Raw genomic sequence first — 16,462 nt, forward strand, 5'->3', positions numbered from 1 at the left:
ACTGCGGTGGATCAGCGCAGGCCTGCAATAGCGTCAGCAGAGACCCGCCATACGCATTGCTTCAATGCTCGATGATGTGTCGCGGACTGAAACGACCTTCGTCGAAAGCACTACGTCCGCGGACAGGAAATCGCTGAGCTGCTTATCGAAGCGGAACGAAAACTTGACCAATCCGATGGTGTTCCTGAAGATCTCCCTAGGCAACTTTCCGGTCACCGTCGCCCCGATGAAGCGCTTGATCAGGCGTATCACTCGCACACGGAACGGGACTTCGACCTTCAGGATCAGCGAACACTCGGCGAGCAGCGGATACATCCGCTTGTCGTACGCGCCTTCGACGAACCAGCCGGCTTCGGCGATGATCGTCGCGATAGCGTCAGCCATCGCCTGATCCGAGTTCTTCACATACTCTTCACCGCTCTTGTCCCAATAGACGTTGTCGAATTCATACGCGTCAGTATCGAACCTCCGAGCCAACTCCCGAGCGATAGTCGTTTTCCCCGCACCCGACGGGCCTACGATGCAAACCTTCATGTTTCAGTTCTGTTCAACCGCGCATGTTGATGCTCGCGCATGAAGTGTTTCAGCATGGGTAAGAAGAAATCGTGCCCACCGATCAGCGTGAATACCTCTCCAAAAAGGAGAAACCACTGGAAGCGGAATTCAATAGGCTCACCACCGGGACTTGAGTCGACCTCGAAATGCGTCCGGTGCGCCTTCATTGCAATGGCATCACTCACCATGACATGCACGACATGCCGATGCTGAATCTCACTTCTTCCGAATTTCTTCATCGAACAGAAGTAATCGCCGAGGACACGCACGACTTGAGCGTCGCTGATACCGCTCTCCTCGCGAAGCTCGCGTAGCTCGCGTAGCTCGCGTAGCGCGGCGGCTATTGGCACTTCGCCGTGGTTCATCGTGCCGGCAACCACTTGCCTCCCGGCTTCCGGGAACTTCGGTTGGGTAAACGTGAGCAGTCGGTCTCGCCACGTAACATAGACCAGTACCTTGTTCTTGATTTGCACGATAGTGTTTTCAGCCAAAACCACTTCCATCCTCCGGGACAGCCAAGCCGTCGCAGAATTTTCAGCCCATAAACGTCAGAAAATGTGAATCCCTCCAGCTACGTTATCGGTAGCACGACGCGTAACGCCAGCTATAAGACTCGCGGCGAAAAGATGAACAAGCGATGCGCGGGAGCCATATAGCGGCCCGCAGGCAGGCCCGGCGCACCTCAATCTGCGCGCCGGCGCTGATGTGCACGTCACAATGATTCGGCAAAGCCGCAAACGCAACAAGGCACGGGCTGCCCTCGCCCGTGCCTTGCGTGCACTGCGCCTACACTCAGAACGTATGCATCATCCCCACATACGCGCCCGTCTGCGACTCGCCCGTCATCGGGTTCGTACTCGACGTCGCGCCACGCGGCGTCGCGAGCAGCGAGAAATTCGAATTGCCGCCGTTGCGCACGTACGCAACAGTCCCGTACAGAAACACGCGCTCCGACAGGTTGTACGTCATGTCGAGCACGTACATCATCGCGCGCCCCGAGGATCGTACGACGCATCGCCGCCGTCGCCTACCTTCGCGTAGTACCCCCGTCTGACCATTCATCACCTGGAACGCGGTTTCCAGATTAAAGACCGTCGGCATCCCGCCGCCGACATCAACCCGCTGATCTTGTCCCACGTCGGCGACTGCCGTCCCGGCTTTATCTCGACGAGCCGCCTCTCGAAGTTCACATTGCGAAACATATTCACGCCGAGATTGAAGGAACCACGGCTGATGCCAAAACCCGTCAATATCGGTTACTGAATATCAATCGCATGCGAACGCAGGCGGTTTGTCCCGCCGTCGTGCCGTTTCCGTAATCTCGTCAGACTCATATTTTGGCCTCGGACTATCGGACTGCAGAAACTCGGAGGATGAAGATTCGACTACGATGACCGTTGGACAATACGACGCACGTCGTGACCTGCAGAGGCCTGACGACGTTGGATATGCACGACAAGCTGCGCGGCTACTATGAACAGGAACTGACGAAACTGGAGGATCAGTTCGCAACCTTCTCCAACGAGTATCCACGAATTGCCGCCCGCCTGAGCTTTACAGGCGGACAGACGGAAGACCCACACATCCAGCGGATGATGCAGGCGTTCGCGTTGATTGCAGCCGAAATCCGGGCCAACCTGGACGACGGCGCACCGAAGTTCACCGAAGCGCTGCTCCATGTCTTGCACCCGCACTACTTGCGACCGTTCCCTGCATGTTCGATCGCTCGCTTCGATCCGATCAAGGAATTACCGGGCAAGCCGGTCGTCTTGCCGCGTGGCATGGAGCTCACGTCGCGCGGCGGGGAAGTTCGCTTTCGAACCGCTTATGACGTAACGCTTGCGCCGCTCCACATCGCAAACGCTCGATTCTCGCGCAGCACCGTCGCACCGGCACAAGTCGCATTGCCGCCGAACACAACCAGCTTCATTTCCATCACGATTGAGCCGACGGTAGCCGCCTCGCCTCTCGGCGCGATTTCGCCCAACACGCTGCGCGTCCATTTCGCTGGAGAACGCCAGACCGTCGTCGCGCTGCTGGATACGGTCCTGCTGCGCGTCCGTGGCGCATTTGTCGAAGCGGACGACAGCGGACGGTGGATGCCAATTGCGGGGATACCGGTCACTCCGGTCGGGTTCGGCCCGGACGATATGCTGCTGCCGCCGTCGCACAATTCGCCGCTGGTTCAACCGCTGCTGGAATACGTCGGATTTCCGGACAAGTTCGATTTTGTCGACATTCATTTACGCCGATGTCTCAAACCTCTCCAAATGAACCGCGCGCGGCGCGTAACACTGCATCTGGCGATCGAAGGCATGCACGCCGATTCACGCATCGCGCAAGCGCTCACCCCGCTATCGGCGGACAACATCGGATTGTTCTGTACGCCAATCGTGAACCTGTTCAAGCATATGGGTGTCAAGTCGTCGCGTGGCGAAATCGCCGCGGATTATCCCGTCGTGCCGAAACCGAGCCGACCAGACATACGCGGCATCTATTCGGTTGATGCGGTTCGCGATCCGTCAGACGGGACCACTATTCCGTCGCTGAATGCATGGGGCGTCGGGGCCGGCGAACGATTCTGGATCACGCGCCACGATCCCTACGCGGCAATCCATCATCCCGGACGTGAAACGTCGCTCGTACTGCTACGCGCGGACGGGACAGCGGTGGCGAAAACGCCGCTGCAATTGAATGCCGACCTCACCTGCACGAATCGCGACTGGCCTTCGCGGATGCGGATCGGCTCCCTCAAGGGCGATCTGAAAAACGAAAACGATCACGTGCCTTGCAGGATTACGCTGCTGAAACAGCCGACACCGACGTATAGCGCGTCCCGTGAGTCGGAAGCGCAGTGGCGCGTGCTCGCACTGACGACAGCCAACCTGGCGCAGTTGACACGCGAGGGATGGCCGGACTTCGTGAAACTCATGCGCCAGCTTGCACCGAGCGACCGACGCGCCGAACACGTCGGGGCGATTTCGTTCGTCAAGCGAAACGTCGTCGAGAGACTACTGGCGATCAAGCCGCATTCGGCCCTAATGAGAGGCTTCGAAATTGTGATGGCGGCAGATGAGAGCGCGTTCATTGAAAACAGCATGGGCACGCTGATTCTGCTGCTCGACCTGTACCTGTCGCGCTACGCGCCCGCCAACAGCTTCACCCAGCTCGTCGTCCTGTCGAAGAACGACGGCTCCGTGATCGTGCGCTGTCCGATGCGGACTAGCATCGTGCCGCTGCTATAGCGCTACGCGAGACTCGAAATCAGGTGGCAGCCGCACGTCGCTCGGTGGCCGTGTCGCGCAATCGGAATGCCGTTGTCCTTCATCGATTCATCGCCTTCCTCGATGAGGTTCGGTGACACGTTGGGATGCTGCGGACACGACACGCGATCGCCTTTACGAGCGACGTAACGGCCATCGAATTTCATGGTCGATGATCCAGTTTCAACCTTACCGCCGTGGTCGGTGCCGTCACCAACTCGAATTAGATTCATCACATTTTTAAAGTGTTGAAAAATAAATTACTTCATCCTATCTAGGACCCGAGGGGGGATTTTTGCGGAAATCCCTTTTTCATTCATTTGCCGCCTATACTCACGATACTCCAGAGCCGCCAACTCTTTGGCGTCAATATCCCAATATGCATCAGCCAAATTCAATCTAGCCACGGTTCGGCTTGGGAATTTTTTCACCAAAAACTGCAATACCTCCACCGCATCACCACTTCTCTTATATTTCCCCAAATAAAATGCCAAATTATTGATGTCTTCAACATTGTCAGCATCGATATATGACCCAAGCTCAGCCACACGAAAATCCGGCATTTCGGCGATATACTTCTCTAGCGACGACTGTTGCTGGGCAGCCTTCTTAAAATCATCCAATTCACTGCGAATTTCGCTCCGCACTTGATCCTTCGATTTGTACGTCAGCGAGTCGTTTTTTCCTATAGTCGCACATCCATTTACCCGCAAAACATCCTCTACTGGCACCACCATTCCAGACGTAATATCAGATTTTTCACCATTGACTTGCCGGATCAAGCACCAATTTTTTTCGCTGGCACTCCACTTGTAGATGTAGCGATATATCTGCCCTCCTTGACTAGAGCAACTTCCATCAACAGCCAATAGGTTTGTATGCGGAATTATATATATACCCATCATGCTGCATTCATCAAAACTCTCAACCCTATACGAAAGCGATCGCCCCAAAGAAGGCGAGTAGTATTGAATATTCAACCCATTATGCGCAGCTTCGGATGTGAAAATTCCGGGTTTTCCGATTCCTTCAAAGTCGCCAACTATTTTATTCTCACCAGATAGCGCCAAAGAAGAGTGGGCACACATAGTCAACGCACAGACAAATAGTATACTAAATACGTTTTTTTGCTTCATGACCCAACCTTTAATTAGGATGCCATCAGTGCTAAAAGTCTCGCTTCAGCATGTGGGCGCACAACGGCAATGTGATACCAATTCTGATCCTTTGGCTTGCCGTGCTTATCCACCGGCTTACCTGCCGCATCATCAAGATCAAGGTATCGCCTAAATCCCTTAATGGCCTCGTCCTTATCCTTTGACGTACCCGAGACTGCCGAACCGGGATCGTGCCAATGACCCCAACCAAATGACGCACGCTTCTCGTTATAGGCACGACTCTCCTCAAATTTATATATACCTGCCCGATTCAGCTTCGTGCAAGCCTCTAGCCCAAGAGCCTTGATAGCCAGATTGAGATAGCTCAATCGATGATCATACCCATTAAATCCACCATTAATAATTCGAGAAGCCCAAATTAAATCATCTTCCTCGCTAGGTTTAAGCAAATTTACATGAATAGCAAAAAACCAAGCTGCCGATAAAACCGAATGCGGCGCCTTCTCGACCTTCTCAATCTCCGGCATCCCGGATGTTACGTCTTCGCCAGAATAATCTTGATAGGCTTGGTAATTCTCCTTGTGCGTGAGTTGAATCAACCCTCGACCTCGCCACGGGTCATACTCAAGCGGAGCATTATTCTTTGACAGCTCCCGGGTATATTTAAACTCGCCACTTTCCGTAAGTATTTGAGATATGAAATAAGCGCGCTGCATGCATGTATTGATCTTGTAATCGACAAATGCCTGATTTATAGAATCAAGGTACTCGTTAATTTTTGCGTCACCACAGGTTGTCGCAATTTTCCGCATGCTTGATAGCTCAAGTCGAGAACCAGCACAATCGCATCCTCCGCTTACCAGAAAATTCCCGATCAATCCAATCGGATGAAAGTGCCAAGGCGAAAGGTCTGTGGGGAAACCGTCAATCCCCTTGATTTCCTCCCACCACTGAAGCTTCGCGAGTCGGTCAAGTTCCGTCTTCCACATCTCCTTCTGCGTCTTCATGAGCGGGGAGAGATCTTCCCACTTGCCGAGGCCACCGCCCCATTCGGTTTCATTGCGCACTATAAGGTGCGAGACCGCTTCGGCCATCCAGCGCGTATCCAGTGCGTGCTTCAGTTCCTGCGCCGACACCGTCCCGTCGTGATTCGTATCGATCGCCTTTTCGATCTTCGTGATGAGTTCGCCAGCGTTAACCTTCGCCGCTTCCCCCATAAACTCCGTGCCGTCCTCGTCCGCCAGATATTGCTCAGTCGTATGGATGTGGCGTTTGAACATGTCGGCAGGGCCAACACTACCGTTATCGGCCAATTCGAAACCCGGCCATTCCCAAGGACTACGAAACTGTACGTTAAGGTGGCCAGTGTCGCACACCCAGCCTTTCAGTTCGGAGCCATCCTTCGAACCAATCGTGATGTTCCACCAATGATGGCCCTTGTCGTCGATTGCAACGTTACCCTCGCCAAGCTTGTCGAGTTCAGCACGACGAAGCACGTCCCGGAAATCCGCCCCCGGCCCGCTTGCCTTGGAAACGTCTAGCGGAAAGTTCTGCCAGCCTGACACATTCGCGGTACTGATCGTGTTCGCAAGACTGCTCTCTACCCATATCGGGTTCCCGACGTTTGCTAAATTCTGCGTGGCCTTCTGCTTGCCCTTCGCGGGCACATTTGTCACGCTCTTGGGCTGCACCTTGACCCAGCGCGAACCCTTTGCATCGGCCAGCGGTACAAGCTTCAGTCCCGCCTGCGTCAGTTTCTGATCGGGCGCGGGAATTTCGGTGACCAGCTTGGCCCCCGGCTCTATTTCCAGAAGCGGCTTGTTTTTATCGTTCAGTTCTTTGGCACGCGCGCGGCTTCGGTCCATGAAATCTTTGAAATCCGCGCCCGCGAATACTTCGAGATGCAACATTGGGTAGTTCGGCTTCGGCGGTATCGGACTCGCCTTCATGGGCCATTGATACTGGCCGACATGCGCGACGACTTCGCCTGCCTTGATGCGCTGCGGCACCTTCAGGATCACAACCGTGTCGAGCGGCTTCGGATCGACAACGGCATCCAGTTCCCCTTTGAACACGTAGCCCCAAGGCGCTTGGGGGGATACCGGCTTGCCCACTTCGGCAGGCAATATCGTGCCCGATTTGATGGCCTTGATCTTGATCCAATCCGTGTGTGCGGGATCGCCGTCACCGGCAATCACTTCGGCCCCAGTCGGCAGTATCCCGAGAATCTTGCACTTCCCGTTTGACAATTCCCGAATGCGCAATCCCGTCTGGGGAGCCGGTAGGGCCACATCTTGATCGCTATCGGTCGGTATCGGTTCGTTCGGGCTGGTGTTGTTGATCGGCAGATTGTCTGCCCCATCGGCACGCGTAGCGGGAGACTGCACAGGCGCCTTCGGCACCGATTGTTGGTCCTTCGCCTTATCGCCGACTCGATAATAGCGATCGCCTTCCCAGTACGACATCGGCGTGGGAAGCTCTGGATCGGGCTTCGGGTTCGCCTTGGCCTGCTCAATCGCCTTCTGATAGGTCGCCCAATCCATCGTATGCATGTACAGGCTGAAAAACACGAGTGGTTTGTCGTTCGCCGGTTTGGTGTTGGACGGCGCGTTATCGGCTGGAGCGGGTGCAGGAGGCGCAGCACTAGTCGATGCCGGCGCGGGAGCCGAAGCCGGAGCCGGTTTCGCAGGGTCCTTCGGTGCCGGTTTCGGCGGTAATTTCAGCTCATGTCGAACCAATACGAAGCCGGTCGAGTAGTGCGCCAGACCCAGGTTGTTCGGGTACGTCGTTTCCTCGTATTGCGTGTTCAGCCGATACGCGACAATTTTGCCGTCCGCGATGGCACGCACGCCGCTGTCCTGCTTCAACATTTCGGCGCTGCCGTCGGCGAAGTGCACGCCCCCGTGCCACATGCCGCTGACGCCTAGCGGATAAAAACCGTTCTCGCACTTCGCCAGCGCCTTGAAATACGTCATCGGGTCGGCCGCGTCGGCCTTACCTACCGGCGTGAATGGATACGCCCAGCTCAGCGGCGTATCCGCAGGTTCCGTTGGTTTCGGGGCCGATTGCGGCGCGGCTGCTGGAGGGTGCTTCTTCCTATGGGTCGTTTTGGTCATGATTCCCGACTCGGATTCGGTTTTCAGAATTTCTTATGTTGCCGCTATACCGGCCGCGCGACTCAACCGGAGAACAGCGTAAAACGCCCGCCGTCGACCGATACCGGCGACGAATGCAGCGGGTTTTGCAAGGTGCCGCTTGCCGCTCCTGCTTTCTCCCAATTCGCGCACTTTTCTACAATCTGGCCCGACGTTGCATTCTCGATCATGTTCGCCGTCAGCTTGATATACGAGCCATTCGCGCCGATCCAGATCTCATCGGCCGACAGATACATCTTCTTGCCCGCCGTAATCTTCACATCTTGCGAGGCGGCCAAACTCATCGAATCGTTCTGGGCCTGGAGATCTATCGGGCCGCTCGCCGCGTAGACCTTGACACCGAGTTTTTCCGCAAACAGGCTGATTTGCTCCAACACACTGGCGAGCAACGCCCGACCGGCTGCAAGGTTGATGTCTTCCCCGGCAACCACGTTGGTTTGCTTGTTTGCCGTGATATGCGCCGACCCTTGCGTCGATGCAGCAATGCCTTCCGGACTGGACAACAGCATGATCGGCTTCGCAAAGCCGTTCGCGTTACCCGTGCCGCCGCCGGCCGTGCGACCGCCCTTGGTCGTGCCGGCCACCGGATGCTGCGTTGCGTCCGTGAAAGTTTTTAGTGCATCGTGGCCGTCTTGTTGACTCTGCGCGCGATTCGTCTGGCTCGCCTTCGACGTCGTCGCCAGCATCGCTTCGGCGCGGGTAAGCTGTTCGGACGCTGCCGTCACACTCAGCGGTTGGGTCGTGGCAGGTTGCGTCGAAACGTAGAGCCCTTGCTCGGCCCGCACCGCACCATAGCTCAATGACTTGAGGTCAAAACCCTGCCCGATGAACGCGCCGCGCGTGTTGCCCGAGTGCTGGATCAGATAGCCCAGGTGCAAATGCGAGCTATAGCTCGTCGAGTACAAATGCACGCGGTTCTGCCCACTGGCGTCGTCCATCATCAGTTGGTTATAACCTTCACCGCCGTACTCGCGCGACAGCAAGCCCGAAGTCAGCCCGTGCGTGTGCCATTCGGGCATGCTTTCGCCGCCGTGCATTCTGGACAGGATCACGGGACGATCGCAATTGCCGTTGATGAAGCCAATCAAGACTTCGTCGTTCTTGCGCAGCGGGAACATGCCGCCGCGCTTGTGGCCCGCATCGGGCATCGCCGCACGTATCCACGCCGACACGTTCTGGTCGCCGTCATTGAGTCGATTGGACGTCAGCCGCACCTTCGCACGCAGCATCGCATCCGTATAAATCTCTTCGTCCTCGGGACCGCCGACGATGCCCGTCTGAAGCTGCATGATCGGCTTCTTGTGTTCGAACGGACTACGAAACGCGACGCGGCGCCGTTGCGCCTCGATTTCGACGTGGAAGAATCCCACGCCGCCGTCGTCATGGCGTACGGACGAACCCGCACCGCTCGCGCGCGCTTGCTCGACTTCAGCGCGCAGGCTCCTGCGAAAACGCATCAGGTTCTCGAGTCCCGGCACGTTATTCTGAATGAGCCAGTTCACCGAGAGAATTGCCATTTCGCGATCCTGATCCGGCTGCGCATCGTGCACCGGGTGCCCGTTCAGCACCCCATAGCGGCCAGGCCATGCGCAACGCAATGCGCCCACACCGTAGAAGCGTTGCGCGCGTGAGCGCCATTCCTCGGTGACAACGTTTGCCTGAGCCTCGCCCATGTCGCGATCGGACCACGTATGCGACCCGGTGTATTCGTACTGCTCACCCAGCCCCGGTACATCGTCAAGATCGAACGCAGGCATCGTGACGTGCTTCGAAAGATCCGGGCGCTTGTAGTCGAACGTGCCTGTGTCGAGTTCGGCCGACTGAATTTCCTGCGAATCGATCCACTCGCTCAGACCATCGAATTCTTCGTTCTGCACCGAGCGGCTGAACAAAATGGTCTTTTGCTTCAATTCGGGAACCGAGAAAAGATCGTCCATGATGACGACCTTGTGCGACTTGCCGTCCTGCGCGATATCGAAACGCGGAAAAAGACCAAGCTCTTCGAATGTACGATGGACGTAGTTCCAGTCGGATTCCCATTGCATCCGCTGAGAATACGAGCGCAACGATTGACGCAGTTGCCAAGTAAAGTTGCCGGCCGCCTGCGGATACTTCCCAAGCACATCGGACACGGTTTGCTGCGCGGGAGTCTCGATCCAGTCGCGCCGGTCACTGCCGAGCCGCAGCAGCGCGAGGAACGAATTGAAGCGGAGCTGGTAGTAGGTATTGGCTCCGTCCCCGCCCAGGCGACTGAATGCAGTCACATAGCCGTGAATTGGCATTTCGCTGCCGTCCATTTGCCGAATCCACAGCGTCACGGATTGCCGGATCAGCGCCTTCGCCTGAATCGTTTCGAGTCGCGTCGACGTTGCGTCGATCGTGAATTCGAAGTCTCTCCCGAGACACGCGCGCCCACGGACGTACAGCGGGACCAACCCGTCTTCGCCAAGCGGCGTATCGAGGCGGACAATGCGTCCGTGTTGCACGTATTGCGTGCGCAGCGCCTTGTTCAGGAGATCGGAAACCATCAAGCTACCCCGTACCGTGTAGTAACAAAAACGGCCGCCGGGCGGTGCCGGGCGGCCGATTGGTATCTCATCGATACGGGAGCTTACGTGATGCTTTCGAGTACAACGATGTCGCGGGGCAGTATAGGCACGCGGCCCGTCGGGGGATGCATTCGACGTCTGCAGCGAAAGTGCCCGCCGTAGCTGGCATCAGTCAGACGGCGATAAATCGGGCAACCGACGTTTGCCTTGAAGTTTCCGGTCCACAAACGTTAGAAAGTGTGACGCAATCGCGCGTGTACTGCACCCGCAACGCGATACGTATGTAAGCCACGCCCGAGCCGGCGAACCGATGGCAGAGCGACATGTCGCGGCCACATAACCGATACGATGCCTCTGATTCCGCCGACCGACATCAGCACGCTTGCCAGAACGCTTCGCAAGCGCTGTAAACGCAAAAGGCACGGGTTCATCACCCGTGCCTTTTGCGTATCTGGCGTTGCCTACACTCAGAACGTATGCATCATCCCCACATACGCGCCCGTCTGCGACTCGCCCGTCATCGGGCTCGTCCCCGACGTCGCATCCCGCGGCGACGCAATCAGCGAGAAGTTCGAATTCCCGCCGTTGCGGGCATACGCGACCGTGCCATACAGGAACGTCCGTTTCGACAGGTTGTACGTCGTGCCGAGCACGTACATGATCGCATGCCCCGACGGATCGTGCGACGCGTCTCCACCGCCATCACCCACCTTCACGTAATACCCGCCGCCCGTCACCGCCCACTGCGGCGTCGCCGAGTAGGTCGCACCAAGCCAGTAATGATCCGCACGATCGGCGACACCAGCCGGGCTATCCGGCGCCTGATAGTGCGTATACGCACCCTGGATCTTGAACTTCGACACCTTCACGTTCGCGCCGACGAAGTACTCGCGCGACGCCGTGAAGATGTTGCTGAACTTGCCGTTGTTGTCGCGCAGCTCGTCATAGATGCCGCGCACGTCGAGCACCGGCGAGTGGTACGAGATCATGATCCCGTCCGAGCGGCCGAAATCGTCGGCCGCGCCGTAGTTGAAGCCGCGCGACTGGTTGCCGAACGCATATTGCGCCTGCACGTCGAAGCCGCCGATCACCGGGCTGTGATATTCGATGTTGTTGCTGCTCTGCTGCCAGTTGCGGCCGCGCACAAGCGACGCCGACGAAAACGCCTGCTGCACGAACGGATCGAATTCCCACACGCCGTCGCTGTCGATGAACAGGTTGCGGCCGGCCTGCAGTTGACCCCACGTGTTGCTCTTCAACCCGACGTACGCGCGCCGCGACCACATGCGCCCGCCGCCCGTCTGGCCGTTCATCACCTGGAACGCGGTTTCCAGGTTGAAGACGGTCGACATCCCGCCGCCGAGATCCTCGACACCTTTCAGCCCGAACATGCTGGTGCCCCAGTCGCCGCTTTCCGCGCTCCAGCGCGTCCCGCTGCCGCCGTTCGGCTTCGCGATGTGGTTCAGGTATTCGATGCCGCCGTCGATCCGGCCGTACAGCGTGACGCTCGTCTGCGCAAACGCAGCCGCCGGCGTGGCGGCCGCGATCAGCCATGCAAAGTATTTGAGTCGCAAAATGATGCCCCCTCGAAGTCTCGACCGTCCGTCGCGCGCCCCATGCACGCGCCTCCGGTCGCTTATCCGCGATCGATCGAAAAACGTCCGGGGCCGGCCGCGCAGAGCGCAAGCAAGCCGCCCGAGATCGCGATGTTCTTGTAGAAATGAATCATGTTGTTGATCTGCTCGCCGCCCGTCATCGTCCAGTAGTGGTGGCCGATGATGCCGGTGCCGATCGTATACAGCGCAAGCAGCAGCGCGAGCGGCCGCGTCTGGAAGCCGACGAGGATCGCGATCCCGACGAACAGCTCCATCACGACGGAGATCGCCGCCGAGATGATCGGAGCCGGCGCGCCCTCGCTGCCCATGAACGCGATCGTACCGGAGAAGTCGATAATCTTCTTCCAGCCGAACATCACGAACAGGATCACGAGCAGGATTCGGGACAGCAGCAGCAGCACATCGCGCTGGGACGCGAGAAACGGTTGATTCGGTGTCATGGTGTGATCAACGAAAACGATGCGCGCGCAACCGCACGCACCGGATTGCCTGTGAACCGGAGCGAGCGGCCAATCGCGCCGCCCGCCCCGCTCTGCAACAACCGGCATCGGGGCCCGCCCGATGTGCTGTGCTCCTCCTCTTTTACGTTGTCGCCCTGCTTCGTCGCATGCCGCGTCAGCGCAGCTTCGCGACGTCCTGCTCGGTCACCTTCGCGGCCGGATTGCCGAACTGCCCGGTCACGTAGTTCGTCAGCGCGGCGATCTGCGCATCCGACAGCTCGTGGCGGAATGCCGGCATCCCGACGTCCTCGCTGCCGGCCTTGCGCTGCACGCCGTTCAGGATCACCTGCACGAGGTTGGTCGGATTCGGTGCGCCGACCGTCGAGTTGTGGAACAGCGGCGGGTAGTAACCGTCCGGCGTGCCCTTGCCTTGCATCTGGTGGCAGGTCGCGCAGTTGCCGAGATACAGCCGCGCCGGATCGATGCCAGACGACGCGAGCGCGACGCCGCGCAGCTTCAGGCCGTCCTCGGCCGGCTTGCCCCACGACGAGCGCGATTGCTTCGCGTCGCCGTTGGCCACCGCCGGCACCGTCCGGATGTACGTCGCGATCGCGCCGATGTCGGCTTCGGTCATCTTCGAGAAGCTGTGCTCGACAGCCTCGGCCATCGGGCCGGCCGCCTGCGCAAGGCCCGGCACGCTGCCGGTGCGCAGGTACTGGACGAGCTGCTGCTGTGTCCAGCCGCCGATCCCCGCATTCGGGTCGGACGTGATGTTGTAGCCGTCCCAGCCCGCGAGCACCGAGCCCGACAGGAAGCTGCCGCCCGTTTCGTCGAGCGACTTCTCCTGCATCGCGATGCCGCGCGGCGTGTGGCACGTGCTGCAATGCGCGAGGCCCTGCACGAGATACGCGCCGCGGTTCCACTCGGCGCTCTGCGCCGGCTTCGGCTGGTAGACGCCGTCCTTCAGGAACAGCCAGTTCCAGATCTTCAGCGGCCAGCGCATGCTCAGCAGCGCGGGGATCTCGTTCTTCGGCGGCGCCTGCTTGACCGGTTCGACGCCGTGCATGAAGTACGCGTACAGCGCCTGCACGTCGTCGTCGTTGATCTTCGCGTACGACACGTACGGCATCGCCGGATACAGGTTGGCGCCGTTCTTCGACACGCCGTGCCGCACCGCGCGCTCGAAGTCGTCGAACGTCCAGTTGCCGATGCCTGTGTCCGGGTCGGGCGTGATGTTGCTCGTATAGATCTTGCCGAGCATCGGCACCGGCATGCCGAGGCCGCCCGCGAACGGCTTGCCGCCCTTCGCGGTGTGGCACGCCATGCAGTCGCCCGCGACCGCGAGGTATTCGCCGCGCTTGACTTGCGCCGGATCGGCCGAATCGGCCGCGCGTGCGAGGCCCGGCAGCGCGAGGCAGCCGGCGAGGAGGAAGGTGAGAGTAGATTTCCGCACGGTCAGACTTCCTTCTTCAGCGTGTCCGACATCCGCAGCGCGAGCGCCGCGATCGTCAGCGTCACGTTCACCGTACCGACGGTCGGCATCGTCGAGCTGCTCGAGATGAACAGGTTCGGATGGTCGAACGTGCGGCAGTCCTTGTCGACGACCGAGTCGCGCGCATCCGCGCCCATGATCGTCGCGCCGGTGATGTGGTTGTTCGGCGCGAACTCGTCGTTGAAGACGACGTCGGTGCCGCCGAGCACCTTCGCGGCCGTCGCGTAGACCTCGCGCGTGTGCACGGCGCCGCGCTTCACGTAATCGTCGATCGCATACGTGATCTCGGGGCGCGGGATGCCGACCGCGTCGGTGGCCGTCTTGCTCGGCACGATGCGGTTCTCGGGCTGCGGCAGGATTTCGTGGAAGCAGTCGAACTGCACGTAGCGCGCGGAACGGTCGCGGATCTGCGCGTCGAGCTCCTCGTGCTTCATCAGCTTGCCGGCCTTGAAGATCTTCTGCGTCTCCTGGTTGATGCGCGACATGTTCGACAGGTGGATCTTCTTCGCGGCTTCGGTCGCACGGAACGGGCCGTCGCGGAAACCGATCAGCGACGTCATCTCCTGCGGGCCGCGGCCCGGCCACAGCTTCTCGTTCGCGTAGAACGACACGCCGGTGCCCGGATGGTCCATCAGGTTGCGGCCGACCATGTCGGAACTGTTCGCGACGCCGTTCGGGAAATCGCGGTTCGCGGACATCAGCAGGATCTTCGGCGTCTCGATGCCGTTGGCGGCGAGCACGAAATACTTGCCCTCGACGCGATGGTCGGCGCCCGTCTTGTCCTTGTATATCGCGGCGACGATGCGCTTGTCCGGCCCAGTCTCGAGCTTGTAGACGACCGCGCTGTCGATCAGCTTCGCGCCGGCCTGCTCGGCCTTCTCGACGTGGACGATGCCGTTGTACATCGCACCGATCGGGCAGATCGGCATGCAGTTGTTGTTCCCGCAACAAGTCGGCCGGCCGTCGTACGGGCGGCTGTTGCGCGCGACGGGCTCGGTCACCACGTGGAACTTCGGGTCATAGCCGTTCAGCGCGCTCTTGATGGTCTGCTCGTTGAACGACAACGGCAGCGGCGGCATCGGGTATGCCTGCTTGCGCGGCGAGTACAGATCTTCCTCGGGGCCCGGGCCCCACACGCCGAGCTCTTCCTCGGCGCGCTGGTAGTAATGCTCGAGGTCGTCGTACTGGATCGGCCAGTCGCGGCCGACGCCGTACACGGTCTTCATCTTGAAGTCGTTCGGGATGAAGCGCCACGCCGACGCGGCCCAGTGCCACGTCGTGCCGCCCACCGCGCGGATGTACTGCGAGTTGAACTTGTGCTCGCCCTTCAGGATCAGGTAGTCGTTCGGCGGGCCGTATTCCGGATGCGGCGCCCACGGGCTCGACGGGTACGGCGCCATGAAATCGGTCTTGTCGGGCTGGTTGCGAAAACGCTCGACGATTTCCCAGCGCGGCATGCGCGGGCCGGCTTCCAGCAGGATCACGGACTTGCCCGCCATCGCGAGCTGGTGTGCAACGATCGCGCCGGCGACACCCGATCCGACGACGACGATGTCGGCTTTTTGCGTATCGGTATCGGCCATCAGGCTTGCCTCTCGATCGGTTTTTCGGCCCAGAAGCCGGGTTTGTTGGGGCAATACGAAGGGATTACGAGGGTATCGGACACCACGCTGAACATTAATGCTTCTTCGTAAGTAATCACGACGTTGTCGACGATGCCGAGATACCACGCGCCGAGAATCGTCAATGCGAGCGATTCCTGGTCGGGATTCAGCGAGCCGGATGCGAGCGCACCGGCGAGTTGCGACAGGCTGTCGGCCGTCTTGAACGAGCCCTTCTGCAGCGCCTGCAGATAGCGCTCGCCGGTGACGCGGCTCAGCCCTTTCTTGCCGGTCAATGCTTCGGAAAGCGTCATGAACGTATCGAGCGGCGCGGTGGCCGGATCGTCGGCCAGGGCCCGCAACGCCAGCGAGCCGGTGAGGCCCGCCGCCGTCAGCGCCAGTGCGCCCTGCAGCCATTGACGCCGCGTGATGCCGGTTACGGCTGCGTCGTTGTCACGACGCGATTGGGGGGTGTTGTCGTTGTGCATGTTTCCTTCTCTCGAACACCGGATTCGGGAAAACCACGCTTGATATTTCTCAAACATTGGCGCGGCCCTGAAATGTACGCGCACAAATCGGATCGAACAATCTTTTTATAGTCCATTAAATGTTCCGCAATCCGCGACAATCGATATTTCGCTGCAATTTTGTGTCGTCGGCGCGACAAATCTGC

12 protein-coding genes and 1 pseudogene are annotated in these 16,462 nt (G+C 59.1%); 1 reads left to right on the plus strand and 12 read right to left on the minus strand.

The annotated features are described in order from the left end of the window. Nucleotides 1-33 precede the first annotated feature (33 nt). From GJG85_RS19630 to GJG85_RS19640, 3 genes and pseudogenes are all read right to left on the minus strand, one after another. Nucleotides 34-534: an AAA family ATPase gene (locus GJG85_RS19630; RefSeq protein ID WP_050012782.1), complete on the minus strand. Its 501-nt coding sequence runs from the start codon at nt 532-534 to the stop codon at nt 34-36. Then, nucleotides 531-1,052: a hypothetical protein gene (locus GJG85_RS19635; protein ID WP_204384290.1), complete on the minus strand. Its 522-nt coding sequence runs from the start codon at nt 1,050-1,052 to the stop codon at nt 531-533. The genes GJG85_RS19630 and GJG85_RS19635 overlap by 4 nt, the downstream gene beginning before the upstream one ends. Nucleotides 1,053-1,347: 295 nt before the next feature. Beyond that, nucleotides 1,348-1,601: pseudogene (locus GJG85_RS19640) on the minus strand (porin); the annotation flags it as partial. A 402-nt stretch (nt 1,602-2,003) separates the two neighbouring features. On the opposite strand from GJG85_RS19640, the gene tssF reads away from it, so the two are divergent. Beyond that, nucleotides 2,004-3,800 carry a type VI secretion system baseplate subunit TssF gene (gene tssF / locus GJG85_RS19645; protein WP_204384293.1) on the plus strand — a complete coding sequence of 599 codons (1,797 nt, stop codon included), beginning with the start codon at nt 2,004-2,006 and terminating at the stop codon, nt 3,798-3,800. Nucleotides 3,801-3,802: 2 nt separating this feature from the next. Here tssF and GJG85_RS19650 read toward each other — a convergent pair whose 3' ends face one another. The 9 genes from GJG85_RS19650 to GJG85_RS19690 form a co-directional block, all read right to left on the minus strand. Further along, nucleotides 3,803-4,054: a PAAR domain-containing protein gene (locus GJG85_RS19650; protein WP_050012786.1), complete on the minus strand. Its 252-nt coding sequence runs from the start codon at nt 4,052-4,054 to the stop codon at nt 3,803-3,805. 24 nt (nt 4,055-4,078) lie between these two features. Then, nucleotides 4,079-4,954, minus strand: coding sequence for a tetratricopeptide repeat protein (locus GJG85_RS19655; RefSeq protein ID WP_143328903.1), 876 nt, complete (start codon nt 4,952-4,954; stop codon nt 4,079-4,081). 14 nt (nt 4,955-4,968) lie between these two features. Then, the gene (locus GJG85_RS19660) at nt 4,969-8,052 is read right to left on the minus strand and encodes a lytic transglycosylase domain-containing protein (protein ID WP_239468976.1); all 3,084 of its coding nucleotides are present in this window, start codon (nt 8,050-8,052) and stop codon (nt 4,969-4,971) included. A 62-nt stretch (nt 8,053-8,114) separates the two neighbouring features. After that, complete coding sequence (locus GJG85_RS19665; RefSeq protein ID WP_050012787.1) at nt 8,115-10,619, minus strand: type VI secretion system Vgr family protein; 2,505 nt, start codon at nt 10,617-10,619, stop codon at nt 8,115-8,117. Nucleotides 10,620-11,107: 488 nt separating this feature from the next. Further along, nucleotides 11,108-12,214 (minus strand): porin, encoded by a 1,107-nt coding sequence (locus GJG85_RS19670; RefSeq protein WP_089489432.1) that lies wholly within the window; start codon nt 12,212-12,214, stop codon nt 11,108-11,110. Between the two features lie 62 nt (nt 12,215-12,276). After that, nucleotides 12,277-12,804: a DoxX family protein gene (locus tag GJG85_RS19675; protein ID WP_306427012.1), complete on the minus strand. Its 528-nt coding sequence runs from the start codon at nt 12,802-12,804 to the stop codon at nt 12,277-12,279. 67 nt (nt 12,805-12,871) lie between these two features. Continuing rightward, nucleotides 12,872-14,149: a cytochrome c gene (locus GJG85_RS19680; RefSeq protein WP_124554946.1), complete on the minus strand. Its 1,278-nt coding sequence runs from the start codon at nt 14,147-14,149 to the stop codon at nt 12,872-12,874. Between the two features lie 2 nt (nt 14,150-14,151). Beyond that, nucleotides 14,152-15,771 (minus strand): GMC family oxidoreductase, encoded by a 1,620-nt coding sequence (locus tag GJG85_RS19685; RefSeq protein ID WP_089489433.1) that lies wholly within the window; start codon nt 15,769-15,771, stop codon nt 14,152-14,154. Beyond that, a complete protein-coding gene (locus GJG85_RS19690; protein ID WP_050012792.1) occupies nt 15,771-16,277 on the minus strand; it encodes a sugar dehydrogenase complex small subunit in 507 nt (168 codons plus the stop codon). The genes GJG85_RS19685 and GJG85_RS19690 overlap by 1 nt, the downstream gene beginning before the upstream one ends. Between the last annotated feature and the right edge of the window lie 185 nt (nt 16,278-16,462).

Origin of the sequence: Burkholderia sp. MS389 (assembly GCF_016899425.1) — a bacterium.
In the GTDB taxonomy this organism is placed as follows: domain Bacteria; phylum Pseudomonadota; class Gammaproteobacteria; order Burkholderiales; family Burkholderiaceae; genus Burkholderia; species Burkholderia sola.

What these genes read in the sequence shown, in the direction of transcription:
- GJG85_RS19675 (WP_306427012.1), bottom strand. Translation starts at nt 12,804, where the DNA reads ATGCCGGTTGTTGCAGAGCGGGGCGGGCGGCGCGATTGGCCGCTCGCT.
- GJG85_RS19630 (WP_050012782.1), bottom strand. Translation starts at nt 534, where the DNA reads ATGAAGGTTTGCATCGTAGGCCCGTCGGGTGCGGGGAAAACGACTATC.
- GJG85_RS19690 (WP_050012792.1), bottom strand. Translation starts at nt 16,277, where the DNA reads ATGCACAACGACAACACCCCCCAATCGCGTCGTGACAACGACGCAGCC.
- GJG85_RS19685 (WP_089489433.1), bottom strand. Translation starts at nt 15,771, where the DNA reads ATGGCCGATACCGATACGCAAAAAGCCGACATCGTCGTCGTCGGATCG.
- GJG85_RS19655 (WP_143328903.1), bottom strand. Translation starts at nt 4,954, where the DNA reads ATGAAGCAAAAAAACGTATTTAGTATACTATTTGTCTGTGCGTTGACT.
- GJG85_RS19665 (WP_050012787.1), bottom strand. Translation starts at nt 10,619, where the DNA reads ATGGTTTCCGATCTCCTGAACAAGGCGCTGCGCACGCAATACGTGCAA.
- tssF (WP_204384293.1), top strand. Translation starts at nt 2,004, where the DNA reads ATGCACGACAAGCTGCGCGGCTACTATGAACAGGAACTGACGAAACTG.
- GJG85_RS19660 (WP_239468976.1), bottom strand. Translation starts at nt 8,052, where the DNA reads ATGACCAAAACGACCCATAGGAAGAAGCACCCTCCAGCAGCCGCGCCG.